General features: G+C 72.6%; 27 protein-coding genes and 2 pseudogenes. 19 read left to right on the forward strand and 10 right to left on the reverse strand.

From position 1 onward, the window contains the following. Window positions 1-459 (reverse strand): DUF3141 domain-containing protein (locus LHA35_RS24550; RefSeq protein ID WP_226613484.1); only part of this gene is annotated, 459 nt, incomplete at its 3' end. A 58-nt stretch (window positions 460-517) separates the two neighbouring features. Between LHA35_RS24550 and LHA35_RS24555 the strand changes: the two genes are divergently transcribed. The 14 genes and pseudogenes from LHA35_RS24555 to LHA35_RS24620 all read left to right on the forward strand — a co-directional run bounded on the left by LHA35_RS24555 (window position 518) and on the right by LHA35_RS24620 (window position 10,586). After that, window positions 518-862 (forward strand): c-type cytochrome, encoded by a 345-nt coding sequence (locus LHA35_RS24555; RefSeq protein WP_226613486.1) that lies wholly within the window; start codon window positions 518-520, stop codon window positions 860-862. Window positions 863-1,116: 254 nt separating this feature from the next. Beyond that, window positions 1,117-1,962 carry a Spy/CpxP family protein refolding chaperone gene (locus tag LHA35_RS24560; RefSeq protein ID WP_226613487.1) on the forward strand — a complete coding sequence of 282 codons (846 nt, stop codon included), beginning with the start codon at window positions 1,117-1,119 and terminating at the stop codon, window positions 1,960-1,962. Beyond that, a complete protein-coding gene (locus tag LHA35_RS24565) occupies window positions 1,963-3,852 on the forward strand; it encodes an FAD-binding oxidoreductase (protein WP_226613489.1) in 1,890 nt (629 codons plus the stop codon). It abuts the gene before it with no gap. A 1-nt stretch (window position 3,853) separates the two neighbouring features. Further along, window positions 3,854-4,600: a hypothetical protein gene (locus tag LHA35_RS24570; protein WP_226613491.1), complete on the forward strand. Its 747-nt coding sequence runs from the start codon at window positions 3,854-3,856 to the stop codon at window positions 4,598-4,600. After that, complete coding sequence (locus LHA35_RS24575; protein WP_226613493.1) at window positions 4,597-5,385, forward strand: cytochrome c3 family protein; 789 nt, start codon at window positions 4,597-4,599, stop codon at window positions 5,383-5,385. The genes LHA35_RS24570 and LHA35_RS24575 overlap by 4 nt, the downstream gene beginning before the upstream one ends. A gap of 135 nt (window positions 5,386-5,520) precedes the next feature. Continuing rightward, window positions 5,521-5,850 (forward strand): hypothetical protein, encoded by a 330-nt coding sequence (locus LHA35_RS24580; protein WP_226613495.1) that lies wholly within the window; start codon window positions 5,521-5,523, stop codon window positions 5,848-5,850. A 439-nt stretch (window positions 5,851-6,289) separates the two neighbouring features. Then, window positions 6,290-6,586 (forward strand): hypothetical protein, encoded by a 297-nt coding sequence (locus tag LHA35_RS24585; protein WP_226613496.1) that lies wholly within the window; start codon window positions 6,290-6,292, stop codon window positions 6,584-6,586. A gap of 19 nt (window positions 6,587-6,605) precedes the next feature. After that, a complete protein-coding gene (locus tag LHA35_RS24590) occupies window positions 6,606-6,776 on the forward strand; it encodes a FixH family protein (protein ID WP_226613498.1) in 171 nt (56 codons plus the stop codon). 570 nt (window positions 6,777-7,346) lie between these two features. Beyond that, window positions 7,347-7,567 (forward strand): annotated as a pseudogene (locus LHA35_RS24595) (transaldolase family protein); the annotation flags it as partial. Between the two features lie 5 nt (window positions 7,568-7,572). Next, a complete protein-coding gene (locus LHA35_RS24600) occupies window positions 7,573-7,833 on the forward strand; it encodes a cytochrome c3 family protein (protein ID WP_226613530.1) in 261 nt (86 codons plus the stop codon). An 82-nt stretch (window positions 7,834-7,915) separates the two neighbouring features. Further along, the gene (locus LHA35_RS24605; RefSeq protein WP_226613499.1) at window positions 7,916-8,509 is read left to right on the forward strand and encodes a hypothetical protein; all 594 of its coding nucleotides are present in this window, start codon (window positions 7,916-7,918) and stop codon (window positions 8,507-8,509) included. 17 nt (window positions 8,510-8,526) lie between these two features. Then, the gene (locus LHA35_RS24610; RefSeq protein ID WP_226613500.1) at window positions 8,527-8,847 is read left to right on the forward strand and encodes a hypothetical protein; all 321 of its coding nucleotides are present in this window, start codon (window positions 8,527-8,529) and stop codon (window positions 8,845-8,847) included. Window positions 8,848-8,894: 47 nt separating this feature from the next. Further along, window positions 8,895-10,031 carry a patatin-like phospholipase family protein gene (locus tag LHA35_RS24615; protein WP_226613501.1) on the forward strand — a complete coding sequence of 379 codons (1,137 nt, stop codon included), beginning with the start codon at window positions 8,895-8,897 and terminating at the stop codon, window positions 10,029-10,031. A gap of 180 nt (window positions 10,032-10,211) precedes the next feature. After that, window positions 10,212-10,586 (forward strand): DUF1622 domain-containing protein, encoded by a 375-nt coding sequence (locus LHA35_RS24620; RefSeq protein WP_226613502.1) that lies wholly within the window; start codon window positions 10,212-10,214, stop codon window positions 10,584-10,586. Window positions 10,587-10,808: 222 nt separating this feature from the next. Here LHA35_RS24620 and LHA35_RS24625 read toward each other — a convergent pair whose 3' ends face one another. From LHA35_RS24625 to LHA35_RS24650, 5 genes are all read right to left on the reverse strand, one after another. Continuing rightward, a complete protein-coding gene (locus LHA35_RS24625; protein ID WP_226613504.1) occupies window positions 10,809-11,006 on the reverse strand; it encodes a hypothetical protein in 198 nt (65 codons plus the stop codon). 44 nt (window positions 11,007-11,050) lie between these two features. Next, window positions 11,051-12,577: a glucose-6-phosphate dehydrogenase gene (gene zwf / locus LHA35_RS24630; protein WP_226613506.1), complete on the reverse strand. Its 1,527-nt coding sequence runs from the start codon at window positions 12,575-12,577 to the stop codon at window positions 11,051-11,053. 553 nt (window positions 12,578-13,130) lie between these two features. After that, window positions 13,131-14,930 carry a glycoside hydrolase family 15 protein gene (locus LHA35_RS24640; RefSeq protein WP_226613507.1) on the reverse strand — a complete coding sequence of 600 codons (1,800 nt, stop codon included), beginning with the start codon at window positions 14,928-14,930 and terminating at the stop codon, window positions 13,131-13,133. Between the two features lie 16 nt (window positions 14,931-14,946). Continuing rightward, entirely contained in the window at window positions 14,947-15,762 is an 816-nt protein-coding gene (locus LHA35_RS24645) for an SDR family oxidoreductase (RefSeq protein ID WP_226613509.1), read from the reverse strand. A gap of 20 nt (window positions 15,763-15,782) precedes the next feature. Next, window positions 15,783-18,524: an NAD-dependent epimerase/dehydratase family protein gene (locus tag LHA35_RS24650; protein WP_226613511.1), complete on the reverse strand. Its 2,742-nt coding sequence runs from the start codon at window positions 18,522-18,524 to the stop codon at window positions 15,783-15,785. 27 nt (window positions 18,525-18,551) lie between these two features. Between LHA35_RS24650 and LHA35_RS24655 the strand changes: the two genes are divergently transcribed. Then, window positions 18,552-18,734, forward strand: coding sequence for a hypothetical protein (locus LHA35_RS24655; protein ID WP_226613513.1), 183 nt, complete (start codon window positions 18,552-18,554; stop codon window positions 18,732-18,734). On the opposite strand, the gene LHA35_RS24660 is transcribed toward LHA35_RS24655, so the two are convergent. From LHA35_RS24660 to LHA35_RS24670, 3 genes are all read right to left on the reverse strand, one after another. Then, entirely contained in the window at window positions 18,704-18,910 is a 207-nt protein-coding gene (locus tag LHA35_RS24660) for a heavy-metal-associated domain-containing protein (protein ID WP_226613514.1), read from the reverse strand. The genes LHA35_RS24655 and LHA35_RS24660 overlap by 31 nt on opposite strands. A 188-nt stretch (window positions 18,911-19,098) precedes the next feature. Next, window positions 19,099-20,589 (reverse strand): calcium-binding protein, encoded by a 1,491-nt coding sequence (locus LHA35_RS24665; RefSeq protein WP_226613516.1) that lies wholly within the window; start codon window positions 20,587-20,589, stop codon window positions 19,099-19,101. 452 nt (window positions 20,590-21,041) lie between these two features. Beyond that, window positions 21,042-21,446 carry a four-helix bundle copper-binding protein gene (locus LHA35_RS24670; protein ID WP_226613517.1) on the reverse strand — a complete coding sequence of 135 codons (405 nt, stop codon included), beginning with the start codon at window positions 21,444-21,446 and terminating at the stop codon, window positions 21,042-21,044. Between the two features lie 178 nt (window positions 21,447-21,624). Here LHA35_RS24670 and LHA35_RS24675 point away from each other — a divergent pair, with 178 nt between their 5' ends. The 4 genes and pseudogenes from LHA35_RS24675 to LHA35_RS24690 all read left to right on the forward strand — a co-directional run bounded on the left by LHA35_RS24675 (window position 21,625) and on the right by LHA35_RS24690 (window position 23,582). After that, the gene (locus LHA35_RS24675; protein ID WP_226613519.1) at window positions 21,625-21,966 is read left to right on the forward strand and encodes a metal-sensitive transcriptional regulator; all 342 of its coding nucleotides are present in this window, start codon (window positions 21,625-21,627) and stop codon (window positions 21,964-21,966) included. Between the two features lie 193 nt (window positions 21,967-22,159). Further along, a pseudogene (locus tag LHA35_RS24680) lies at window positions 22,160-22,519 on the forward strand (IS21 family transposase); the annotation flags it as partial. An 11-nt stretch (window positions 22,520-22,530) separates the two neighbouring features. Next, window positions 22,531-23,112, forward strand: coding sequence for an IS66 family transposase (tnpC, locus tag LHA35_RS24685; protein WP_226613521.1), 582 nt, complete (start codon window positions 22,531-22,533; stop codon window positions 23,110-23,112). Beyond that, window positions 23,109-23,582 carry a UPF0149 family protein gene (locus tag LHA35_RS24690; protein ID WP_226613522.1) on the forward strand — a complete coding sequence of 158 codons (474 nt, stop codon included), beginning with the start codon at window positions 23,109-23,111 and terminating at the stop codon, window positions 23,580-23,582. The genes tnpC and LHA35_RS24690 overlap by 4 nt, the downstream gene beginning before the upstream one ends. A gap of 98 nt (window positions 23,583-23,680) precedes the next feature. On the opposite strand, the gene LHA35_RS24695 is transcribed toward LHA35_RS24690, so the two are convergent. Further along, the gene (locus tag LHA35_RS24695; protein WP_226613523.1) at window positions 23,681-24,142 is read right to left on the reverse strand and encodes a hypothetical protein; all 462 of its coding nucleotides are present in this window, start codon (window positions 24,140-24,142) and stop codon (window positions 23,681-23,683) included. Between the last annotated feature and the right edge of the window lie 136 nt (window positions 24,143-24,278).

The raw sequence follows: 24,278 nt of genomic DNA on the forward strand, positions 1-24,278 counted from the left end.
CGGGTGCCGCTCGGCCACCGTCTCGATGAAGCGGCGCAGGGCATGGTGCACGTCAGCCAGCGTCTGCCCCCGGCAGGGCTCGGGGAAGAAGACGACGAAGTAGACCGGATGGCCCTCCCCGAGCGCCATGCCGACCTCGGACTCCTGCTTGAAGCCGCCGATGCCAGGGCCGTGCCCGGCGCGCGGGTCCACGACGACGACCGGCGGCTTCGCCGGGTCTGGAGCGACGACGGAGGTCCCATCGGCGGGGCCGAGGATGCGGAGCAGGGCGTAGTTGGCCGGGCGGGGGAAAGTGCGCGCGTCCACCACCGTCTCCGTGCGGAAGTCGAGGAGCGGCGGCAGCCCCAGCCGCTCGTGCTCCAGCATGTCGTCCGCGCGCTGGTGCAGCGTGTCCCAGAAGAGGATCGACCGCTCCCACAGGTCGCGCTGGTACTCGAGCAGGTCGGCCCAGGGCGACACCGGGTCGGCGGCGGGGCCGCCCGGGCCGGCGGGCGCAGCAGCCGCGCCGCGGAGGCGCGTGGGGTCGCGGTCTCTCTACGCGCAACACTGCGCCTCCTGCCACGGCGCCGCGCTGGAAGGGCAGCCGAACTGGCGCCAGCGCCGGCCGGACGGGCGCCTGCCGGCGCCGCCGCACGACGCCTCGGGGCACACCTGGCATCACCCGGACGCGCAGCTCTTCGAGCTGACGAAGCGCGGCCCCGCGGCGCTCGTGCCTGGGTACGCCAGCGACATGCCGGGCTTCGGCGAGGTCCTCGGCGACGGCGAGATCCGCGCCGTGCTTCGCTTCATCAAGAGCACCTGGCCAGCGGAGATCCGCGCGCGGCAGGAAGCCCTCGGTGCGGCACGCGGGCGGCCGCCTTGAGGTGGGATCCCCGACGCGGCGCGCCGAGGGCCAAGGCCCGGAAGCCGCTCATCGGGGGGCGGGCTGGGCGTCCCGCCGCGACGCCGGGCGCGTCTGGCGGGCGGTCCTTATCGTCCCGGCTCCCCAGCGAAGATGGACGGTCGGCGGCCCACACATCCCGCAACCTCGGTTCGGCCTGGCCGTATCGCTTGACACGCATCAAGGACGCGGCGACCGGTCCGGCGTGGAATGCGGCAAGCCGAGGAGGAAAAGGAATGACCACGATTCGTTTGACGACGCTTCCCGGGAGCCGGCCCGCGGCGCTCGGTGCGGCGGCCGCGCTGCTGCTCGCACTCGGCCAGCCGGGCGCCCCGCGCGCAGCCGAGGCGCCGCTGCGCCTGGCGATGCATGACATGATGCAGATGCCGATGCAGCAGCAGGGCTCACCTGGCGGCATGGGCATGATGGACGACGGCATGCGCATGGGAGGGCAGCAAGCACAGGGTGGGGCGGGAATGGGCGGAATGCCCGGCATGGGCCAGCCCGGCGGCGGCGCCCCGCAGCCGGGTGCCGCCCAGCCCTCCTCGCAGCCTGGACAGCCGGGCGGCATGGGCATGGGCATGGGGGGCATGGGCCGGGGGGGCATGGGCATGCGCATGGACGACACGGGCCGGGGGGGCATGCAGGGGCAGCCGGTGCAGGGTGGCATGGGCATGGGCATGCCGGGCATGGGCGGCGCCGGCATGCCGATGGACGACATGTCGCGCATGATGATGCGCGCCGGCCCGCACGCGCCGCTCGACCGGATCGAGGGCCGGCTGGCCTTCCTCCGCGCCGAGCTGCGCGTGACCGACCAGCAGGCGCCCGCCTGGGAGCAGTTCGCCCAGAGCCTGCGCACGGCACGCCAGCACCTCGTCGAGGCGCGCGACGTCCTCCAGGTGGCCGGGCACGCCAACCACACGCCTGCCGAGCGCCTCGCGGCCTATGAGCGCCACCTTGCGGCGCGGCTGGAGGGACTGCGCGCGGCGCGGACCACCTTCGATCACCTCTACGGCATGCTGGACGAGGCGCAGAAGCGCACCGCCGCGGAGCTGGTGGTGCCGTTCATGGAGTCGTTCTGATTGACCGGGCGGGCCGCACCGCGCCGTCGCCGTCTGGCCACGGCCGCCGCCGCGCTCGTCGCGGCGGCGGCCGTGCTGGTCGGGACCGGCCCGCCGCCCGCGGTCGCCCAGATGGGCGGCATGGGCGGCGAGATGGGGATGCACGGCGGCGGCGTGCCGCCGCAGACCTATCCCTCGCTGATGGCCGCGCCGCCCGCCGACCCGGCCGCGCGCGAGGCGGCGCTGCGCGAGGCCCACCGGCGCATGACCTCCGGCCTGCCGCTGCTCAGCGCCGGCCTCGACGAGGCCACGCGCGCCCTGCAGGCCGGCGATCCGCAGGGCATGCGCGAGGCCGGCGAACGGATGGCCGAGGGGCTGAACCTATACCGCAGCGGCCTGTCCACCCACCTCGCGCTCGGCGGGGGGCAGGCGCCGGCCCAGGCCGCGCTCGGCTGGTACCGCGGCCAGCTCGGGCTGCCGGCCGCCACGGCGGCGCCGATGGCGATGGACGGCGGCGGCGTCCTCTGGGGCCTGTCCTGGTTCCACCTGACGACGATGGGGTTCCTGGTCGCCTTCCTGGCCGGAACCCTGCTGATCCAGTTCGTCCGGATGCGGCGGGTCGGCGGCCTGGTCCAGCGCCTCGCGACCGCCTCCGCCAGGGCCGCGCCGGCCCCGGCGCCCGCCGCAGCGGGCCCGCCCGGCTCGGCAACGTCCACGGTACCGCCCGCCGCCGGCGGCGCCGCCCCGACGCCCGCGGCACCCACCGCCCCGGCCCCACCCCCAGCCACCGCTCCGTCGCCCGCCGCAGCGACCGCCGCCGCGAAGCGGCCGTGGTCGGGCAGGCTGCGGGTGGCGGCGATCTTCTCCGAGACCCCGGACGTCAAGACCTTCCGCCTCATGACCCCGGAGGGCGGGGACGTCCCCTTCACCTTCATGCCGGGCCAGTTCCTGACCTTCTCGGCCGAGATCGAGGGTGAGCGCGCCCGGCGCTCCTACACCATCGCCTCCTCGCCGACCCGGCGCAGCTACGTCGAGGTCACCGTCAAGCGGGAGGCGCAGGGGCTGATCTCGCGCCACCTGCACGACAAGGTGGCGGTCGGCGACCTGCTCGAGGTGGCGGGGCCTATGGGCGTCTTCACCTTCACGGGCGCCGAGGCCGACAGCATCGTCCTGATTTCGGGCGGCGTCGGCATCACCCCCATGATGAGCGTCACCCGGTACCTGACCGACCGCTCCTTCCCTGGGGACATCTTCTTCCTCCACGGGGCCCGCACGCCACAGGACCTGACCTTCCGCGAGGAGCTCGAGCACCTGCAGAAGCGGTACGCCAATCTGCACATCGCGGCGACGGTGGGGCGCGTCGAGGGGACCGCCTGGATGGGGTACCAGGGGCACGTCTCGAAGGAGTTCATCGCGCGGGCCGTGCCCGAGATCGCCCGGCGGCGGGTGCATATCTGCGGCCCGCCGCCGATGATGGCGGCGGTGAAGGCGGTGCTGGCCGAACTCGGGGTGCCGCAGGAGCAGATCAAGACGGAGGCGTTCGGCCCGGCCCGGGGCGTCGCGGCGGGGACCCCCGCGCCCTTGCCGGTCCCCGCCCCGTCGCCAGGGCCTGTGCCCGCTGCGCCCGCGGCCGCCGTCCCGCGGATCGCCACGGCCGAGGTCCAGTTCACCAGGTCGGGCAAGACCGGGCCGCTGGCGCCGGACCAGAGCGTGCTGGAAGCGGCCGAGGCGATCGGGGTGAACATCGACTACTCCTGCCGGGTCGGGATCTGCGGCGTCTGCAAGGTGCCGCTCCTGAAGGGCAAGGTGACGATGGAGGTCGAGGAGGGGCTTCCCCCCGAGGAGAAGGCGCGCGGCATCATCCTGGCCTGCCAGGCGAAGTCCACCGGCAACCTGGAGGTGGAGGCGTGAGGTGAGCGAAACCGAGAAGCTGACGGTCGGCGCGCTGGTCAGCGTCCTGGTGCTGGTGGTGCCCGGCTTCCTGCTGCACGAGGCGCCGCGCTTCCCGGGCAGCCTGGCGGGCGGCCTGCTCGGCATCGTCGGCGCTAGCCTGTTCGTGCTGCTGCTGATCTATTCCCTGGTCAGGCGCAGCGCCTGGGTCCGGACGCGCGTGTCGAAATACGCCTCCTTGCGCGCGCTGCTCTCCTTCCACGTCTACGCCGGCGTGATTGGCGCGCTGCTTGGGATCCTGCACAGCGGCCACGCCTACCGGAGCCCGCTCGGCATCGCGCTGGTCGTGGCCATGCTGACCGTCGTGCTGAGCGGGTTCGTCGGCCGCTACCATCTGGCCCAGCTCGGCACCGACCTGCGCGAGCAGCGGGAAAAGCTCGGGGTGCTCCGGGCCCGCTTCGACCAGATCGCGGCCGAGGCCGCCCGCACGGCGCCGGTCGGCAGCGCGAACCCCTCGTCCTCGGGGCCAAGTCTCCGGACCCTCGCCCTCCTGGCGTCCGGCGACGGTGTCGCGGTCTCCGGGGCTCCGCTCCTGCGCCTGGTCGGCGCCATCGCCGACCTCGAGCACGCGATCGGCCGGCGCGAGGCAGTCAAGCGGACCCTCTCCCGCTGGACGGTGCTGCACATCGCGGCGGCGCTGGTGCTGTATCCCCTCCTCGCGCTGCACATCTGGAATGGCATCTACTTCGGGCTGCGGTGGCTCCGGTGAAGGTCACCACGGCAATCTACCTGACGCTGGCGGTCCTCGGCGCGACCGCGGCCGTGCTGGTGCCGCTGGCGATGTACCGGTCCGGCTCGCCGGCGCTCCCGGCCTGGCGCACGGCGGTGACCCCGGGGCCGCTCTCAGCCGCCCATGCTTTCCTGGACGCGCAGTGCGAGAGCTGCCACGCGCCCGACCGCGGGGTCGAGGCGGCGACCTGCCTCACCTGCCACGCCTTCGCGCCGGAGTTGCTGGCCAAGCCGGACACCGCCTTCCACGCGAACATCGGCGACTGCGCGAGCTGCCACGTCGAGCACCGGGGCGGCGACCGGCCGATCCGCATGGACCACGACACGCTCGTGGCGGCCGGAGCGGCCCGCGCGCCGGACCCGGCCGGGCGCGGCGCGATCGCGGCGCTGTCGCGGCTGCTCGACGAGGCGGGCGCCACGCTCGGGCCGCCGGGCGCGCCACTGCGCGCGGAGGAGGCGGGGCGCCTCGCCTGCGCCACCTGCCACACTGCCGAGGACCCGCACCAAGGCCGCTTCGGCGCCACCTGCCAGTCGTGCCACAGCACGGCCAACTGGTCCGTGGCGGGCTGGCGGCATCCCTCGCCGCGCTCGACCGACTGCGCGCAGTGCCACCAGCCGCCGCCCAGCCACTCCGCCGAGCACTTCCTGGGCACGGCCCAGCGGGTCGCCACCCGGCGGCCGGCGCGGATCGAGCAGTGCTACCTCTGCCACCAGACTAACAGCTTCCGCAGCTTCCGCGCTACCGGCCCGGCCGGGCACATGTGACCGGCCGCGCGGCGGCGATGCGCCGGCCCGCCGTGCCGAACATACTTTGTCAAGAAAATTTGCTTGTTGCGCCGAGCCAGCGGCATGAGGTTGCAACAGGCTAGAGCCACCACCCTGGAAGAGGAGAGTAGAGTGATGCTTCGCGCAGTTCTTCGCACCGTCCTTGCCGCGGTTGTCGCCGCGCCGCTCGGCGTCGCCTTGCCGGCCGCAGCCCAGCAGCGGCAACCACCGCAGCAGCAGACACAGCCGCAGCCGCAGCCGCAGCCGCAGCAAAATCAGCAAGGCAGCATGCCCGGCATGGATCATTCGCGAATGCCCGGCATGGATCATTCGCGCATGGGCCCGGGACAGCAGATGATGCGGGAGCACGCTCCGGGTCAGTCCGGCAGCCAACAACAGCAGCAACAGGCGCCGGCTGGACAGCCGGGCCAGCCGGGCCAGCCGGGCGGCCAGCAACGCCGTTAATGGGCATGGGCGGAGGTGCGGTCGCGAAGCCTCTGCTGTATGTAAGAAGATGAGGCCTCCAGCGTCATTTGGCTGGAGGCCGGTGATGTGACGACACGGAGAAAGCCGTCATTGAGGCGGAGTGACCTCCTCCGGGGGGACATCTCGGGCGGCCGAGTACGCCAGCTTCGAGGAGGTCGCCGCCGACCTGCTCGCCAGCGGCCGTGCGCCGGTGGTGCCCTATCATCCGCCGCCGCATGCGGGGCACCCGCCAACGACGGCGCGCGGCGACAGCCACGGCTCGATCCTGCCCTCGGCCGGGCTGAGCCGCGCCGGCGGCTTCGACGCGGGCGGTGGCGTCCGGGAGCACCAGGCGCATGGCCTCCGGATTGGGGGGGAGCCAGTATGGCGGCGCCGGCGCCTGCGGTCATGCGGGGCAAGAGGGGGAGAAGGATCCGCGATGTCCAGTCCTGTCACGCGAAGAGGCTGCACCCTGGCGCTCGCCGCGGCTCTTGCCGGCTGTGCCGGCGCGCCGACGGCCCGCAACTACCGCTTCGACCTCCTGAGCCCGCATGTCCCACCGAGCCAGAACGCCGAGGTACGGGTGCGCCTGCTGCACCTGCCGGACAACCGGCCGGTCTCCGGCGCGACGATATACGAGCACGCCTCCAACATGCAGCACCGGGCCGATGCGGCGGCGGGTGGGTATGTCGGCGCCCCGGCCCGCGTGGCCCCCGGCCCCCGGGGCGATGCCTGAGACTGTGTTCCCCTCGTGGATGGCGGAAGGACCCAACCCGCCCCCGGTGCCGACGATGGAGGAGAGCAATGGCGTCTATCGGGTCCACGCCGCCCTGCCGATGGCCGGGGATTGGACGCTGACGCTGGCCGCGCGCGTCCCGGGGGAGACCGAGCCGGTGCGCGGCCAGCTCAACATCAGAGTGCGCTAGGCGGCACTGCCAGGCTTTACCGTATGGAGTAAAATGGGATGCGCGGATCTACGGACCAGTGGCGATTGCCTGCCTTGAGGACCGTTATCGTGGCCGGCGTGACCCTGCTGGTGGCGGGTTGCACGACGGCTCCTGCCACGCGGCAGAGCGTCGGAACCGGCACTCCTCCTGGACCGGCTGTGGTGACCGGCGCGCCGCGCGGGCAGCAGACCGACACACCCCCCGTGAGCCCACATGAGCGCATGGACCACCGGGATACCGAACAGCTGTGCCATGATTTGCTTCATCGCGGAAACCGTCCTGCGGACGCCGCGCGCGATCCAGGAGGGTGCCTGTAGCGACGACGCGGTGGCGGGTGCCTTGCGCGCGCCGCGACCGCACTAACGGGTCGCGGCCGCCGCATGGCAATGCGGCGCCCTTCTCTCGGTCCGTCGCTGAGCATGGCTCGTGGTGGCCTCCTGCAGCAGGAGAGGACGATCAAGGAGCACAACGTCAGGATCGGCGCCTCGCTGGAATTTTTCAGCCTGTGCGTGCTGCACGCGACCCTTCGGACCGAGGAGGAGCATCCGCATGAGCGTTATCACCGAGACGGTCAGCCCGCTGCGGCGGCTGGCGGAGTTCGGCCAGTCGCCCTGGCTCGACTTCATCCGCCGCGGCTTCATCGCCGATGGCTCCCTGCGCCGGCTGGTCGAGGCTGACGGGCTGAAGGGCGTCACCTCCAACCCCGCGATCTTCGGGAAGGCGATGGGCGGGGGACCGACTACGACGAGGCCTTTCGCGCCCTGGCGGCGCGCTCGTGGCGGCCGGGGGGGCCGCGCGTCGGACCCGGCCGGTCGCGGCGCTGGCGCGGCTGCTCGACGAGGCAGGCGCGCCGCTGCCGCCGCGGCAGGCCGCACGGCTCGATTGCGCGCAGTGCCACCAGGCGCTACCCAGCCACTACATGATGCTGCGGATGATGACGCGGCAGGAATCCGCGCGCGTGGAGCAGTGCTACCTCTGCCACCAGACGGATAGCTGGAACAGCATCAAGGGGGTCGGGCGGTTCGACATGCACTGACGGCCGCTGCGCCCAACCGGCATGTCGTTCCGACCTCGGGCGACCGCGGGGCGGCGCGAACGAGGAAAGGGAGGCGTAGGAGATGGGTGACTATCTAGGCGCGCAGGAGAACCCGCCTCGGACCGGCTGGGGCGTCGGAGCCCGCTGGAGGCGTCGGAAGCAGACCCGCGCCGCGCTGGTCCTGCCATCGCGACGGGACGACGTGTCGCGCCGCGCCCTGCTGATCGCGTTTGCCGCGGCCGCGGTCGCGGCCCTGCCGCCCCGCGCTGCGGCCTTGGACCCGGAGGGTGCCTTCCGGCAGGTGGGGGACCTCGTCGTCTACCTCGCCGCCATTCCGGCCGCTGTGGTGCGTGGGCACCCGCCGGAGCACACGGGGCAGGGGATGCATGGTGGCGCGCCGGAAGGCCGATACGTCCACCACCTCCTGGTCGCGCTGTTCGACGCGAGGGCCAGCAGGCGGATCACGGATGCCAGGGTGACGGCGGTCGTGCATGGCCTGCGCCATACGCCGGAGGACCGGATCGCACTGGAGCCGATGACCGTCGGAGGAGCCCAGGCCTACGGCGGCTTCGCCACATTGCCTGCACGCGACTACTACCGCATCGAGGTCGAAGTGCTTCGTCCCGGTGGTGCCCCCGTCCGCGCCGTGTTCCCGCACCGCCACTTCCAGCCGTGAGAAAGCGGGATCAAGGCTTGTCGTCGGAACTGGAGTTGAAGGTCATGTGCGTAAGCCGCCCAGTCGCTCTCGCGTCCATCCTGCTCCTCGCCGGCACCGGCTGCGCCCCGGTGGTGCCCTACCATCCCCCGCCGCACACGGGGCACGCGCCGACGACGATGCGCGGGGACGGCCACGGCTCGACCATGCCCTCGGCCGACCTGACCCGCGCCGGCGGCATGTACCCCGGTGCGGCCGGCCGGGTCCGGGACCACCAGGAGCACGGCCTTGATCCGGACGCGGGGGGCCAGTACGGCGGCGCGGGCTACGGCACCGGTGCCTACGGTCCCCCTCGTTAATGGCCGACGCCCACCCCAGGAGCATTGCCTTGAACGCGACGCCGCGAATGGCCGAACCTCGTGCACCGGCCTGCCGGCCCGATGGCTGTCAGTGTATCGCGCTGGTGTTGCAGGGGGGTGGCGCCCTCGGCGCCTACCAGGCCGGCGTCTACGAGGGGCTGGAGGAGGCGGGGCTGCACCCCGACTGGATCGCCGGAGTCTCGATCGGGGCGGTCAACACGGCCCTCATCGCCGGGAACCCGCCCGGGCGCCGCGTGGAACGCCTGCGCGCTTTCTGGGAGCGCGTCACGGCACGCGGCGTGTGGCCGGTGCCAACCCCGGACGGCGACGACTGGCGCCGGGCGCGCAACCTCCACAGCGCGTTCTCCACGCTGCTCCTCGGTCAGCCCGGCTTCTTCCGGCCGAACCCGATGAACCCCTGGCTTGCCCCGCGCGGCGCACGCGGTGCCACTGCCTTCTACGACACCGCGCCGCTGCGTGAGACGCTGGAGGAGCTGGTGGACTGGCGGCTGCTCAACAGCGGCCACCCGCGCGTCGCGTTCGGCGCGGTGAACGTCGAGACCGGCAACTTCGCCTACTTCGACAGCGCCAAGACCGAGATCGGGCCGGAGCAGGTGATGGCCTCCGGCGCGCTGCCGCCCGGCCTGCCGCCGGTGCGGGTCGGCACCGACTGGTTCTGGGACGGCGGCCTCGTCTCCAACACCCCGCTGCAGTACCTGCTGGAGCAGGAGGAACGCGACGGGCTGGTGGTGCAGGTGGACCTGTTCCCGGCGCGCGGTCCGCTGCCGCGCGACATGGACGAGGTGCTGGGGCGGGAGAAGGACATCCGCTACTCCTCGCGCACCCGCATGAACACCGACGCCTACACGCGGCTCCGGCGCTGGCAGCTGCGGCTGAAGCACGCGCTGGCCAAGGTGCCTGAGGAGCGGCTGGACGACGAGGAGCGGGTGCTGCGCCGGCGCCTCGAGCGCCTGCCGCGCCTGCTCATACTGCAGCTGATCTACCGGCGGAAGCCGTATGAGGGGCAGACCAGGGACTACGAGTTCGGCCCGGAGACGATGCGCGAGCACTGGGAGAGCGGGCTGGAGGACATGCGCGCCACGCTGCGCCGGCGGGAGTGGCTGCGGATGCCGGAGGAGGACCCCGGCATCGCCGTGCACGACGTGCACCATGAGCCGGCCTGAGCGGCGAGGCGCGGTGTCCCCAGGCGCCCGGCCCGGTCCCGCCCCAGGCCTGACTTCCATACCCGGGCGACAGGGTGGTCACAGGGGACATCCCGGTGGCTGGTTGGATGCCGAAGCCGCCAAGGCCGCGTGCCGCGGCGCCGTGCTTGCGCATACGGGCCTCCCTCGTTGAGCGCGGCCGTGCTCGAGGGAGCGGTTCGCTGGATTGCAGTGGGCTTCGAGGCCGCAGGCGTCGCGGCCATCCTCATCGTCTCCCTCGTCGCCACGGCGCGCTTCCTGCGGCGCGCCCGAGCGACGTCCGACTGGGTCGCGGGGCTGCCGGTCTACCGCACCGATCTCGGGCGAGGCGTCCTGCTCGGGCTGGAACTGCTGGTGGCCGCGGACATCCTCGGGACGGTGGCCGCCTCGCCCACCTTCGAAAACCTCGGCGTCCTGGGCCTGGTGGTGCTCATCCGCACCTTCCTCAGCGTCTCGCTCAGCGTCGAGATCGAGGGCACCTGGCCCTGGCGCCGGCGCGAGCTGGAGCGGACGGCGGAACGGCCTCCACCCGACTGAACGGTGCCCGGCGCAGGCCGGTGGCGACGCCGCGCGCGGCCTGGCAGGCCCCGGGGCGCAGCAGGGGAGCGCCATGTGCAGTCGCAGCGCGGCCGTTCCGATCGTGCGCGGGAGGTCCCCGCCCCCGATCGGGACCGGCGTGCCTCTCCGGGGGTGGAGTGCGGGTCGCCGCCCCAGGATCGGGGCCAGCCGCCGTCCTGGGGTCCGGGCACCCGGTTCGGGTCAGGCCTCCTCCGGCGCCGCGACCTCGACGAGCCATCCTGGCCAGGCCAGCCATCGGAGGCGTTTCCGACAGTCCGACCGGCCTCCGGTGCGGTCGGTCGGCAGGTCCACGGCGGGCAGGCCGAGGCTCGTGCCCGTCATGCCCTTGTTGCTGCTGGTCCAGGTCGCTGGAAAGCCGGGCGCGCCCGGAGCTTCCATGCCGTCTGCTCCGTGTCGATGTCCAGCTGCCGCCGATCCTCGTCCTACCGCACGGGCCGCCAGCGCCGCCCGTCGCGCGCCAGCAGTTCCTCCGCCGCCTCGGGCCCCTGGCCGCCAGCCTCGTAGGGCGCGGGGGCGCCCCCGCCGTCGCGCCAGGCGTCGAGAATCGGCTGTACCACCCGCCAGCCGGCCTCGATGGTGTCGGCCCGTTGGAACAGTGTGCCGTCGCCGGCCATCACGTCGTGGAGCAGCGTCTCGTAGCCGGTGCTGGGCGCCGCGTCGAACCAGTCGCGGTAGCGGAAGTCCATCCGGACCCCGTCGATGTGCAACTGGGGCCCCGGGACCTTGGCGTTGAACTGCAGGCTGATGCCCTCGTCGGGCTGGATGTGGAGGACGAGGAAGTTGGAGGTCAGGCGCTCCGCCGGCGTGCCGCGGAACAGGGCGAAGGGCGCCTGCCTGAAGCGCACCGCGATTTCGCTCCGCCGTGCTGCCAGCCGCTTGCCGGTGCGCAGGTAAAAGGGCACGCCCGCCCAGCGCCAGTTGTCGAGCATCAGCCGCATCGCCACGAAGGTCTCGGTTCCGCTGCGGCCCGCCACACCGGGCTCCCCACGATAGGCGGTCACGGCTGCACCCTGGAGCGTGCCTGTGCCGTACTGGCCGCGCACGACATTCCGGGCGACGTCCTCCGGCGTGAGTGGGCGGATCGCGTCCAGCGCCTTCGCCTTTTCCGTGCGCACCGCGTCGGCGTCGAAGGAGTTGGGCGGCTCCATCGCGGTGAGGGCGAGCAGCTGGAAGACGTGGTTCGGCACCATGTCGCGCAGTGCGCCGGTGCGCTCGTAGAAGGCGGCGCGATGCTCCACTCCGACCGCCTCGGCGACGGTGATCTGCACGTGGTCGATGTGGTCGCGGTTCCAGATCGGCTCGAACAGGCCGTTCGCGAAGCGCAGCACCATGATGTTCTGGACTGTCTCCTTCCCGAGGAAGTGGTCCATGCGGAAGATCTGCCGCTCCGAAAGCACCGAGAGCACCTCGCGGTCGAGCGCCCGCGCGGAGGGGAGGTCGTGGCCGAAGGGCTTCTCGATCACCACGCGCCGCCAGGGAGCGCCCCCGGCGGCCTCCCGCACCAGCCCGGCCGCGCCGAGCCGGCCGACGACGGTCGCGAAGAGGTGGTCGGCAACCGCGAGGTAGAACAGCCGGTTGCCCCCCGTGGCGCCAGCGCGCTCCACCTCCTCCAGCTGCCGGCCAAGCTGCGCGTAGAGGCCGGGGTCGGTGATGTCGCCCCGCAGGTAGCGCATGCCGCGCGCCAGCCGCTCCCAGGCGGCCTCGTCCGGCACGGCGGCGGAGGCCTGGGCAGCTTCGCGCATGGCGTGGCGGAAGCCGTCGTCGTCCATCTCGGCTCGGGCGACGCCGACCAGCGCAAACCCCTCCGGCAGCAGCCCGGCCCGGGCGAGGTTGTGGAGCGAGGGCACGATCAGGCGCCGCGTCAGGTCGCCCCCCGCGCCGAACAGGACGAGGGCGCAGGGCTCGGGCGGGCCGCCGCGGCGCGGCGGCGCAGACGGGGGCTCGGACATGGCCTTGACCGCCTAGGCGGCCAGCCGCGTCTGGGCTGCGGCCCGCGGCGGGAGGGACAGCACCAGCACCAGGATTCCCCTCACCAGATCGGTCCTTCGTCCATCTGTTCCCGAATGCCGGATGATGCCACCGACCCTCTGCCGTCGCTACGCCGGACACAGGCCGGCGGCGCGGCGGCTCCGACGCGGGCTCCCGCCCGCCTGGGTCCCGCTCTCCCTGCGCCTGCCGGTGCCCGTCCCGGCGGGGTTCGCTCTTGCCCCTGGCCGGAAGCCCGGCGACCGGTGCCGGACTGGGCCCAGGTGCACCGCGAGATGCGGCGCCCCGACGTGACCTTGGCGCTGGTGTGGGAGGAATACAGGGCCGCCGCTCCGGGCGGCTTCGGCTACTCCTGGTTCTGCGACCTGTACCGGGCGTGGGTGGGGCGCCTGAAACCCACCTTGCGGCAGGTGCACCCGGCGGGCGAGCGCCTGTTCGTCGATTTCGCCGGGCGCACGGTGGAGATCGCGGCCGCGGCGCCGGGGGATCGCGCGCCGCAGCCGTTCGTTCCCACGCTCAGGCCCCCGCCGCGCGCTGCCGCGCCGGCTGAGCCGCGGCCGAGAGGTTGCGCGCGGTGTTCGCCAGGGCGAGATGGCTGAAGGCCTGCGGGAAGTTGCCGAGCTGGCGCCCCGCGCGCGGGTCGTACTCCTCGGCCAGCAGCCCGACGTCGTTGCGCAGCGCGAGCAGCCGCTCGAACAGCGCCCGCGCCTCCGCGCGCCTGCCGAGCAGGGCGAGCGCGTCGGCGTACCAGAAGCTGCAGGCGAGGAAGGCGCCTTCGCCGGGCGGCAGGCCGTCCGCCACCTCGGCCGTGTCGTAGCGGAGCATGAAGCCGTCGGCCATCAAGCGCCGCCCGACCGCCTCCACCGTGCCGCGCACGCGCGGGTCGCCGGGCGGCAGGAAGCCCACCTGCGGGATGAGCAGCAGGCTCGCGTCGAGCGTCTTGGCACCGTAGGACTGGACGAAGCTGTTCAGGCCCGGCTCGAAGCCCCGTCGGCAGACCTCCTCGTGGATGGTCCGCCGCAGCGCGCGCCAGCGCTCGACCGGGCCCTCCAGCCCGAACTCCTCCACCCCGCGCACGGCGCGGTCCAGCGCCACCCAGGCCATGACCTTCGAGTGGACGAAGTGCCGGCGGTCGCCGCGCACCTCCCAGATGCCCTCGTCCGGGCGGTCCCACACCGCGGCGACCCGCTCGGTCAGCGCCCGCTCCAGCATCCATCCGGCCGCGCTCGGCGCGAGCCCCGCGCGCCGCCCCTGGTGCAGGGCGTCGGCCACCTCGCCGTAGACGTCGAGCTGGAACTGGGCGTGGGCGGCGTTGCCGACGCGCACCGGGCGCGAGCCCTCGTAGCCCGGCAGCCAGCCCAGCTCCCGCTCGCCCAGGTACCGCTCGCCCGCCACGCCGTACATGATCTGCGTCTGCGAGGGGCTCCCGGCCGCGGCCCGCAGCAGCCACTCGCGCCAGGCCCTCGCCTCCTCGAGGTAGCCCGCGTCGATGAGGGAGATCAGCGCGAGGGTTGCGTCGCGCAGCCAGCAGAAGCGGTAGTCCCAGTTGCGCGGCCCGCCGATCCACTCGGGCAGGGAGGTGGTCGGCGCGGCGACGATGCCGCCCGTGGGGGCGTAGGTCAGCGCCTTGAGGGTGATGTGCGAGCGCAGCACCGCCTCGTGCCAGTCGCCGGTGTGCCCGCAGCGCGCCGACCATCCGGTCCAGAACGCCTCCGTGTCCGCGAGGGCGGCGCCGGGATCCGCGGGCGGGGGCGCGGGCAGGTGCGAGGGGCCGTAGGTGAGGACGAAGGGCACGGCCTGCCCCGCCTGCACCGCGAACTCGCCCCGGGTGGCCAGGCCCTCGCCGCGCAGCGGCACCGGCGTGCGCAGCTCGACCATGTCCGGGCCGGCGATCGCGCGCAGGCCGGGCTCTCCCTCCGGCAGCCGCGTCACCCAGGGCACGTCGGCGCCGTAGCCGAAGCGGAGCGCCAGCTCGGTGCGCATCGCCACGCGCCCGCGGCGGCCGAGGACGAGGCGGACCAGGTCGGAGGCCTGCCCGCGCAGCGGCATGAAGTCGACGAGCGTGACGGCGCCCTCCACCGTCTCGAACTCGGTCTCCAGGACCAGCGTGCCGGGGCGGTAGCGGCGCGTCACGCGCGGGGCGGGGTCGGACGGCGCCACCAGCCACCGGCCATGCTCGGGCCCGCCGAGCAGCGCGGCGAAGCAGGCCGGGCTGTCGAAGCGCGGCCAGCACAGCCAGTCGATCGAGCCGTCGCGCGCCACCAGCGCCGCCGTCTCGCAATCGCCGATCAGGGCGTAGTCCTCGATCAGGGCCAAGGCCCGTCCCTCCCGGTCAGCCGTTGTCGCGGAAGGCGGGATAGAGCGTCATGCCGCCGTCCACGTAGAGGGTCGTGCCGACCACGTAGTCCGAGGCGTCGGAGGCCAGCCAGACGGCGGCCTCCGCCACGTCCTCGGGTTCGCCGACGCGGCCGTAGGGGATGAGCGCCAGCAGCCTCGCCTCGGCCTCGGGCGTCGCCCAGGCCTCGCGGTTGATGGGTGTACGGATCGCGCCGGGGGAGATCGCGTTCACGCGGATGCGCTTCTCCGCCAGCTCCTGCGCCAGGGTCTTCACGAGCAGCGCAACGCCGCCCTTGGAGGCCGCGTAGTTCGCGTGGCCCGCCCAGGGGATGACGTCGTGCACCGAGCTCATGCAGACGATCTTGCCCGCCGCGCGCGAGGGGCCATCGGGCGTCACGCCCTGCGCCAGGAAGGCCCGCACCGCCTCCCGCGCGCAGAGGAACTGGCCCGTGAGGTTCACGTCGATCACGCGGCGCCACTGCGCGGCCGTCATCTCCGCGATGGGCGCGTCCTGCTGGATACCGGAGTTCGCGACGAGGATGTCCAGCCGGCCGAAGGCGTCGAGGGCGGCGCGGAACATCGCCTGCACCTGCCCCTCGTCCGAGACGTCTGCGCCGAGCGCGATCGCCTCGCCTCCCTCGCGGGCGATCTCCTCGACGAGCGCCTCCGCCGCCTCGCGGCCGGAGCGGTAGTTGATCCCCACCGCGGCGCCGGCCCGGGCGAAGGCGCGCGCGACGCCCGCGCCGATGCCGGAACTCCCGCCGGTGACGATGGCCTTCTGCCCCCGCAAGGGCCGGTGCGCCTCGGTCATCTCCGCTTCTCCCTCCGGCCCTAGACCACGTAGCGGTCCCAGCCCGCGTAGTGCTCGCTGGTGCGTTTCCCTCGCGGCAGGCTCAAGGCGACGAGCGCGAGCCCTATGGCGACGCTCGCCCAGGCCGCCGTCGGGCTGGCGCCGCTCAGGATCCAGGGGGCCATGACGAGCCAGGCGCCGAACAGGGCGTTGAGGAAGCGCAGCGGCCGCGCGACCTCCGCCGTGGCGATGATCGCCACCGTGATGGCGAGCGCGCCGACCACGTGGTCGCTGTTCGCCATCGGCCCCGACGTGCCGAAGACCAGCCGGGTGAGCATGAGGAACGCGCCGATCGCGATGGAGACGGCAAGCGTCCAGGGCAACGTGATGCCGCGCGTCGTGTCCGCCCAGAAGGCGGACCAGCTGGCCAGGGCGTCCGAGGTGTCCTCCTGTCCGCCGTCGACCGCGTCGCCCTTGAAGAAGGTGCGGAGCAGCGGCTTGCCCCGGCAATGCGCCCAGTAGAGGAACTGACCCATGGCGATCACCTCGTCCAGCGCGAAGGGGATCATGACCAGCATCGCGAACGCCGCGATCAGCGCCGGCGTGCTCCAGGTCCCGATCACGATCGGCTGGATGATGATGAAGTAGATGCTGACCACCCCGAGCGGGATCACCAGGATGCCGAAGAAGGTCACCATCCAGGGCATCGTGCGCCAGCGGTCGCGGGTGCCCATCACCGCCATCAGGATCTCGAGCATGTAGCTCACGGCCCCGAGCCCGGCGTCCGGGATCGGCCAGGCCTTCGAGACGGAGGAGGTGATGATCTCCGCCGTCCCGTTCCTGGGGTCGGCCGGATCGCCCGCGAAGAAGGGCTCCCAGACGAAGTCCACATGCCCGAGCTGGTAGGCCGTGAGCATCCTGGAGATGAGGAGGCCGACGAGGCCCATCGCCGCGATCGGCAGCCGCTGCGCCCCGGTCGAGGGGCAGTAGGTCCAGCCCGACGGGATGACCTTGGGGTCCATCATGCCCGCCATGCTCATGCCCGGCATCATCGGCACGAGCACGGCGAAGGCGATCACCAGCGCACCGACGAGCAGATTGTTGTTGTACTGGGCGGCACTCGGGCTCCAGAGGAGGAGCGGCGCGAACAGGAGCCAGATCCCGATGCCGGCGTTGGCCCACTGCGCGAACCAGGCCGTGCGCTTCGGCAGCGACAGGGCGCCGAACAGGGCGATCAGCAGGCCGCTTGCGATGTCGCTGGCCATGAGCGCGCCGGCCCGCCACTCGACCGAAGGCAAACCGCGCTCCTGCGTGACCGCGCGCACCGCGGCGCCGACAGTCTCCCCCGTCACCGCGTCGTAGACGAGCGGGCTGGCGGCGAGCCAGAGGCCCAGGCCGATGTTGGCGAAGTGCGCCCAGCGGGTCCGCCGCGCGTCCGCCTCCATCGCCGCCATGTGGTCATCGTGGCCGTGCATGCCCGCCATCGCGCCGTGCCCGGCATCCGCCTTGCCCTTCCCGGCGTGGCCCATGGCGGCGTGATCCATGGGGCCGCCCCGGGCCGCAGCGGGCGAGCCCTCGGCCTTGGTTGCGCCCGGCGGTGCCGCAGATGGTCGCTGGCCGTACCAGGCGACGAGCGCAGGGTTGAGCTTGTTCGCTTTGTACCAGCCGCCCGGGTCGCGCTTCAGCGCATCGACCATCCTCGGCAGTGTCTCGCGCAGGGAATGCTTGGGCTCCCAGCCGAGAAGGCTGCGCGCCCGGGAGATGTCCAGGACGTAGTGGTCGTTCGACTGCTCGACCATCCAGGGCTTCACGAACTCGTCGTCGCCCAGCACCTTGTCCTGGAGCCACACGCCCGCCAGGGCCAAGGTCTTAGGCACCCGGACGGTGGTCCAGTCCTCTCCGTGCAGTGTCTCGCCGATGATGTTCTGCACCTCCGCGTAGCCGAGCGCCTCCGGCTCGCCGACGAGAAGCGGCAGCTCGGTGGGGAGCTCGCGGCGGCGCTCGATGAGGCGGGCGATGGCGTCGGTCAGATCGTCGAGATGGAGGAAGGACTGACCGGCGCAGAGCATCCCGGGGTAGAGATGGGCGGCCAGCCGGTGCTCGTAGACACGCGCCACCTGCTCGGCGATGAACGGCGAGTGGCCGAGGTCGTCGTAGACGCCGGCGATCCGCAGGAACACGACGGGCACCTGGCCGTGCCGCTCCCGCAGCAGCGCCTCGGTGCGTACCTTCGACTCCGGGTAGGCCCAGGATGGCTCGATCGGAGAGGCCTCGTTGATCGTCTCGTCCGGCCGGTCCGTCGGCCTGTGGACGAGCATCGTGCTCGCGTAGATGAACTGCTCGACCTCGAAGGCCTGGAGGGCGTCGATGAGCCGGCGCGTGCCCTCGACGGTGATCCTGTCGTAGAGCGGGTTGGGCTCGCCCGAGACGTCGTAGTAGGCGGCGAGATGCACGACCGACGCAATGCGGTTGCCGAACCGGCGGCGCACCTCCTCGAGCGCCGCTTTCACGCCCTCATCCGAGCCCAGGTCGAAGTCGACGGCGTGGGCCGGTGCGGGCGGGTCGGGCGGCCCGGCCCGGTCGAGGCCCACCAGGGGGATGCCCGAGTCGGCGAGCCTTCCGATCAGCGCCGACCCGATGAAGCCGCTGGCGCCGGTGATGAGGACGGGCCCGTCCTGGGGCGAAGAACCTGGCATGCGAGAATTCTCCCCGGGACGCCTGCCGATGCCACCGACGATCCGGCGCCATGCGGGCTCCGCCCCTCCTCGATCGGTGGCGCTCATCGAAGATCCTCCTCCAGCAGCTCCGTCTTGATCGAAGGCCGCCATCGCGCCCTCAGCCGCCGCGACCACGGCGAGCTGCACACGGCGGGACGCATCGCCCGCGACATTGAGGCCCAGGACGCCGGTGGTTTCATGCCTGCCGGCCTCGAAGCGGACACGCTCGAGCACGCCGGCGCGGCTCAGGCCGCCGCCATGCGCTCGCTCTCGTAACCGGCCTCGCGCAGCGCCCCGGAGATGCGGGCGGGATCCGCGTCGGTGGCCACGGCCACCTCGCGCCGGTCGAGGCTGACCTCGACCTCCGCCTTCGGATCCAGTCCGCGGATCGCCTCGGTGATGGTCCGCACGCAATGGCCGCAGTTCATGTCGGGAACCTTGAATCGCTGCATCGCTCTTTCCTCTCGCAACGGGTGACGCCCCCAGACGTCGGGCTTCCCGCGATGGGAATGGCAAGTCCGTGGTGACGGGGCCGCCCGGTCCGGCATGCCCGGGCGGCCGTGGCCCGCCACGCCGCAGGCGCGGCGCCGACCGGATGCGACCCGCCGCGCGGTGCGCGCCAGGCGCGCACGCGCGGGCCTCAGGCGATCGGGCTCGTGGATTCCGGGAAGATGTACCAGGACCCGAAATCGTTGATGCCCTCGACGAAGCCCGGCTCCTCGACGAACATGAAGTCGCTCTGCCGCAGGTCGGCCTTCGCGACGCCGGCCAGCAGGATCGAGCCGTCCGCCCCGCCGTCGTGGTCCACGTCCCAGGCGACGAGGGCGCCCTCGCCCGTGTCCGTGACGCTCACGTCCTCGGGCATGATGTCGCGGAAGGCGATATGATCGAAGGCGCCTTGCGCGAGGCCCGTGGCCTCAAAGTCCGTCACCGTGCCGAAGCCGCTGTCCGGGGCGACGATGAAGGCGTCCGCGCCGGTGCCGCCGGTGAGCAGGTCGTTGCCGCGGCCGCCCTCCAGCATGCCGTGGCCGGCGCCCTCGTCGAGCTCGTCGTCGCCATCGCCGCCCATCAGCTCGTCGGCCTGGTCGCCGCCGATGAGCCGGTCGTCGTCGTCGCCGCCGTCCAGGCGGTCCATCCCGGCACCGCCGTCGAGGAGATCCTCGCCATCATCGCCCTGCAGGATGTCGTCGCCGCCTTCGCCGCGGAGCTCGTCCTTGCCGCCGCGGCCGAACAGGTGGTCCCACGCCTCGCTGCCCTGGAGGGCGTCACGCCCGTTGTTGCCGACCGCGACGGCGTACTTGTCGAAGTCGAAGGCGAGCCGGCCCGAGTTGAGTTGCGGCCGGACCTCGTCGCCGAATTCCCCGCCCGGCGCCTCGCCCACGATCTCCGGCCCCGGCACGCTCGGCGTCGGCCGCTCCTCGGTCGGCCCTGCGGGGTCGCGGGTACCCGGGGGCAGGTCCGGGCTGTCGGCGAACATGAAGTCGTCCTGCGCGAGGTCCGCCTTGTCCACGTCCTCGAGCAGCACGGAGCCGCCGTCCCAGCTGACCTTCACGCCCGCGGACGTGTCTTCGATGGTGAGATCCTCCCACCGCAGGTCCATCAGCGCGATGTGGTCGAACATGCCGGGGCCGGCGGTGAAGTCCCTGATGACGTCGTCGCCGCTCGTCGGGCTCACCACGAAGGCGTCAGGACCCTGGCCGCCGACCAGCGTGTCATTGCCCTCGCCGCCCTCGACGTTGCTGTGGCCGGCACCCTCGTCGAGGTAGTCGTCGCCCTCGCGGCCGAGCAGGTTGTCGGCATCGGCGCCGCCGTAGAGCGTATCGCCGCCCCTGCCGCCGTCCAGGCGATCCTGCCCGTCGTTGCCCGACAGCAGATCACTGTCCTCGTCGCCGTAGAGGATGTCGTCCTCCGGCCCGCCGCCGAGCTCGTCATCGCCGCCGAGCCCCCAGGAGTAGTCGAAGGCGTCGGTGCCGCCGATGGCGTCGGGCTGCTCGCCGCCGACGGCGACGCGGTACTCGCGCTCGCCGGCCCGGAAGTCGAAGCTCAGGCCGCCCTCGGCGATGTGCTGGTCGGCCAGGTCCGCGGGCGTCGGCTTCGGCTGTCCCGGGGCATGGCTGGGCTTGTGCGACATGGATCACTGATCTCCTTCGTGGATCGGCCGCGCGGCCGGGTTGGCGGCCAAGACGGCGTGTGCTGGACACGGAGAACGAGGCGGCAGCGTGTGCAGCCACGGCCGATAACGGCGTGGGTGCTCGGCACCCAGCAAGCCACCGACCTCCGCGCGTCTCAAAATCCGACAGGTTTCCGTGGTTCCCGACCGGGTTGGACGATCATTTACGGGCACCAGGCAGACCACGCCGGCCTCACCGACCCGCATCGCGTCCTTGCTCGCTGGCCTTCCCGGCGTGCGGCGCCACTGCACGGGCCCTCACGCCGAATGGCGAATCGGGCGACGCCGCGGCCCGCAGCATCGCCAGCAGATCCGCCGATCGAGGCATCCGAGGTTCCTCGCGAGGCGGCGGCCCAGGTCGGGTGTATTCCGCGGCTGGACCCGCCTGGGCCATTCATGGCGCCGGCCAGGGCTCAGGCGGACATGCTGCGGAGCGCCTCGGCGCAGGCCCGCTCGCAGCGGCGGCAGGACTCGGCGCAGATGCGGCAGTGCTCGTGGTGGCTCGCGTGGCGCTCGCACTCCTCGCCGCAAAGGCGACAGGCGGTCTCGCAAGCCATCAGCATCTGGCGGATCACCTCCTCGTTTGAGCCGGTCCGCCGCGTCGCAACCGAGCCCGTGGCGGCGCACACGTCCGCACAGTCGAGGTCCAGGCGGATGCACTGGGTGAGCTGCTGGACCGTCTGCTCGCCGAGGCAGGCGTCGGCGCAGGAGGTGCAGGTCTGCGCACAGGCGTAGCACTCCTCCAGGCAGCGGATGAGCGCGTCGTTGGTGCTGCCCTGGACGTGGGGGTGCGAGCCGATCATCTGTTGCGCGTGCATGCGCCGCCTCCTAGATGCTCGAAAAGGGAACGACGGGCTCCGGGTCCGGCCCGGCGGCCAACCGCGTCCGCCGGAACGCCACGGCGGCGTCCGCGGGACTAACATACCTGCCCAGGGTATGGTTTCCGACCCGATGGGCGTCCCACGCGTTCTCCGCCCGGCAGCAATAGGCGTCGCGATGGCAGGCTCGGAAGAAAGGCACGGGGGCGTCACGGTCGGCCACACGCGCCAGCTTCCCCGCCTGCGCCGCATCGAAGGGCAGGTCCGGGGCCTGCAGCAGATGATCGAGGACGGGCGCTACTGCGTCGACGTGGCCCACCAGATCAACGCCGTCATCGCCGCGCTGCGCCGCGTGCAACCCGACATGCTGCGCGACCACCTCCGGGCCTGTGTCGAGGCCTCCCTCCAGGGGCACATGCCCGAGGCGGAGCGACGCTGCGGATTCCGGAGCATATCGGCCACTGATTCCGATTTGAAGTCGGCCGGTGATTCCGGGATGAAGTCGGCCATTCCGATCTGAAGTCGGCCACCCCTGCGGGGGTGGGGTGTTGCTCGATCCCTGGGCGGGTGTTCCGCGACAATCAGGATGGTTTTTAGCGTCAATCAGGATGGTGGTGGCCGGGGGCGGGCCGGAGGCTGGGCGTAGCCCGGCCGTAGGTCAGCCCCCGGCGCGGCGGGTCCGAGCAGGGCCTGTCGGCGGTTGCGTGAGGCTTGTGCCCGGCACGCACATCACCGACCAGCAAGCGAGACTCTTCATGCATCACCGCAGGACCCAGACCCGGCAGCTTGCCGCGGCACGGGCTGGCATCGGCGCCAGCACCGGCGCCCGGCTGGAGGCCGATCCCCGACTGCCCTCTCAACGCAAACCGCCGCGCGGCCGACGCCGCCCCGACCCGTTGCTCTCGGTCTGGGAGACGGAGATCGTGCCGTTGCTCCAGGCCACGCCCGGCCTGCGCCCCGTGGCGGTGTTCGAGGAGATGATCCGGCGCCACCCGGAGTTGTCGCCCAACATCCGCCGCACGCTGGAACGCCGGGTTCGCCATTGGCAGGCCGTGCACGGCCCGGAGCGTGAGAGGGCTCGGTCGTGCTCGCCTTCTGCTGGGCCCATCTGCGCCGACGCTTCTTCGAGATCCATGCCGGCACCGCCTCGCCGATCGCGGCCGAGACCCTGCTGCGGATCGGCGAGATCTACGCCATCGAGCGCGAAATCCGCGGCCAGTCACCGCAGCAACGCGTCGCCATCCGCCAGGCCAGCACCGCGCCGCTCGTCGCCGCCATGCAGACCTGGCTTCGGGCCCAGCTGAACCGCGTCAGCAGCGACAGCGCGCTCGCCAAGGCCATCCGCTACGGCCTGCGCCACTGGGCGGGGCTGGAGCGCTTCCTGACCGATGGCCGGCTCGAGCTCGATACCAACATCGTGGAGCGGGAAATCCGCCCGGTGGCCGTGACCAGGAAGGCTGCGCTCTTCGCGGGCAGCGAGGGTGGCGGCGAGAGCTGGGCCATCGCCACCACGCTGATCCGCACCGCCATCCTGAACGGCATCAACCCGCAGGCCTGGCTGACGGATGTGCTGGAGCGGATGGTCAGCGGCGAGGTCCGCTCGACCCAGCTTGCCAACCTGCTGCCCTGGAACTGGCGCCAGCCCGGCACCGCCGCCGCGGCATGAGCCCCCGCCGCGCCCGCCTCCCGGCGCTGGCCCTCGACGACCTCGAGGCCTGGCTCCGCGTGATCTTCGGGCCAAGCCTGCCGACCACGCCGATGGGCCTCGCCGCCGTCCAGGCCGTGCTGGATCACCGCAACGCCGTCCACCGCGCCCTTCACATCGACCAAGGCCGGCGCTGGCGCCCCATCTACATGCGCACCGACGACGGCACCGTCCTCGCCCAGCCCTGGGCCGCGGACTTCATGTTCGCCGTCAAGCGCTGGCCCGTCGCCTGGCGCCCCATGTTCGAGCGCAATGACCACGTCGGCCTCATGCTGCCGATCATCGCCTGCTCGGAAGCCGAGGAGGTGGAGAAGCTGATTGCCGGACGGCCGCAGGAAGTCCGCGACCACGTGGGCCGCGCCTACCACCACATCCCCGAAGCCGTCTGCGGCATCCGCGACTACTGGCGCCACCACCAAACCCCGCGCTGAACTGGCCTTCGCCGCACCGTCAAGCCGCGATCGCCGTGGGGCCCAGACGACGGTTACGGTTCGGCTGAAGCTTACCAAGATGCCGCCACAGTCCCGCTTCACGGCTGGAAGTGCCGGTGCGGGAAGACCGCCTTCACCGCGGCGCTACCGGGCCGCAGCACCTCGATCTCGATGCGGTAGTAGTCGCGCGCGGGCAGCGTGGCGGAGCCGCCGTAGGCCTCTGCTCCCCCGACCGTCATTGGCTCGAGTGCGATCCGGGCCTCGGGCATGTGGCGCAGACCATGCACGACCGCCGTCACACCGGCACCGGTGACCCGCGCGCCAGTCCTTGCGCCAAACAGCGCGACCAGGAGGTGATGGATGTAACGACCCTCCGGCGCGCCGCCGTGGAGTCCGCGGCCGGTGTGTTCTGGTGGATGCCCACGGATTACGGCGGCCGGCACCACGGCGAGGTAGATAGCGAGGCCGCCCGCCTGGCGGAAGGCGCCCTCCGGGTCCAGCGCCGTAGCATGGCGCGGCACCGCCGCGACCACGAGGGCGGGAAGCGCCGCGAGCAGCATGCGGCGGCCTCGGCCCGCTCACCGCTTGGCCGGAACCATGGCGGCGCGGAGGTGCGCCGGAGACGTCCCGTGGCCTGCGCTGCCCCGGGTGCTCCCCGGCACGTTCTCTGGCCTGCTGAAGTGATCATCCATCTCG

The sequence above is a fragment of the Roseicella aerolata genome (assembly GCF_020523605.1).
Taxonomy (GTDB): Bacteria; Pseudomonadota; Alphaproteobacteria; order Acetobacterales; family Acetobacteraceae; genus Paracraurococcus; species Paracraurococcus aerolatus.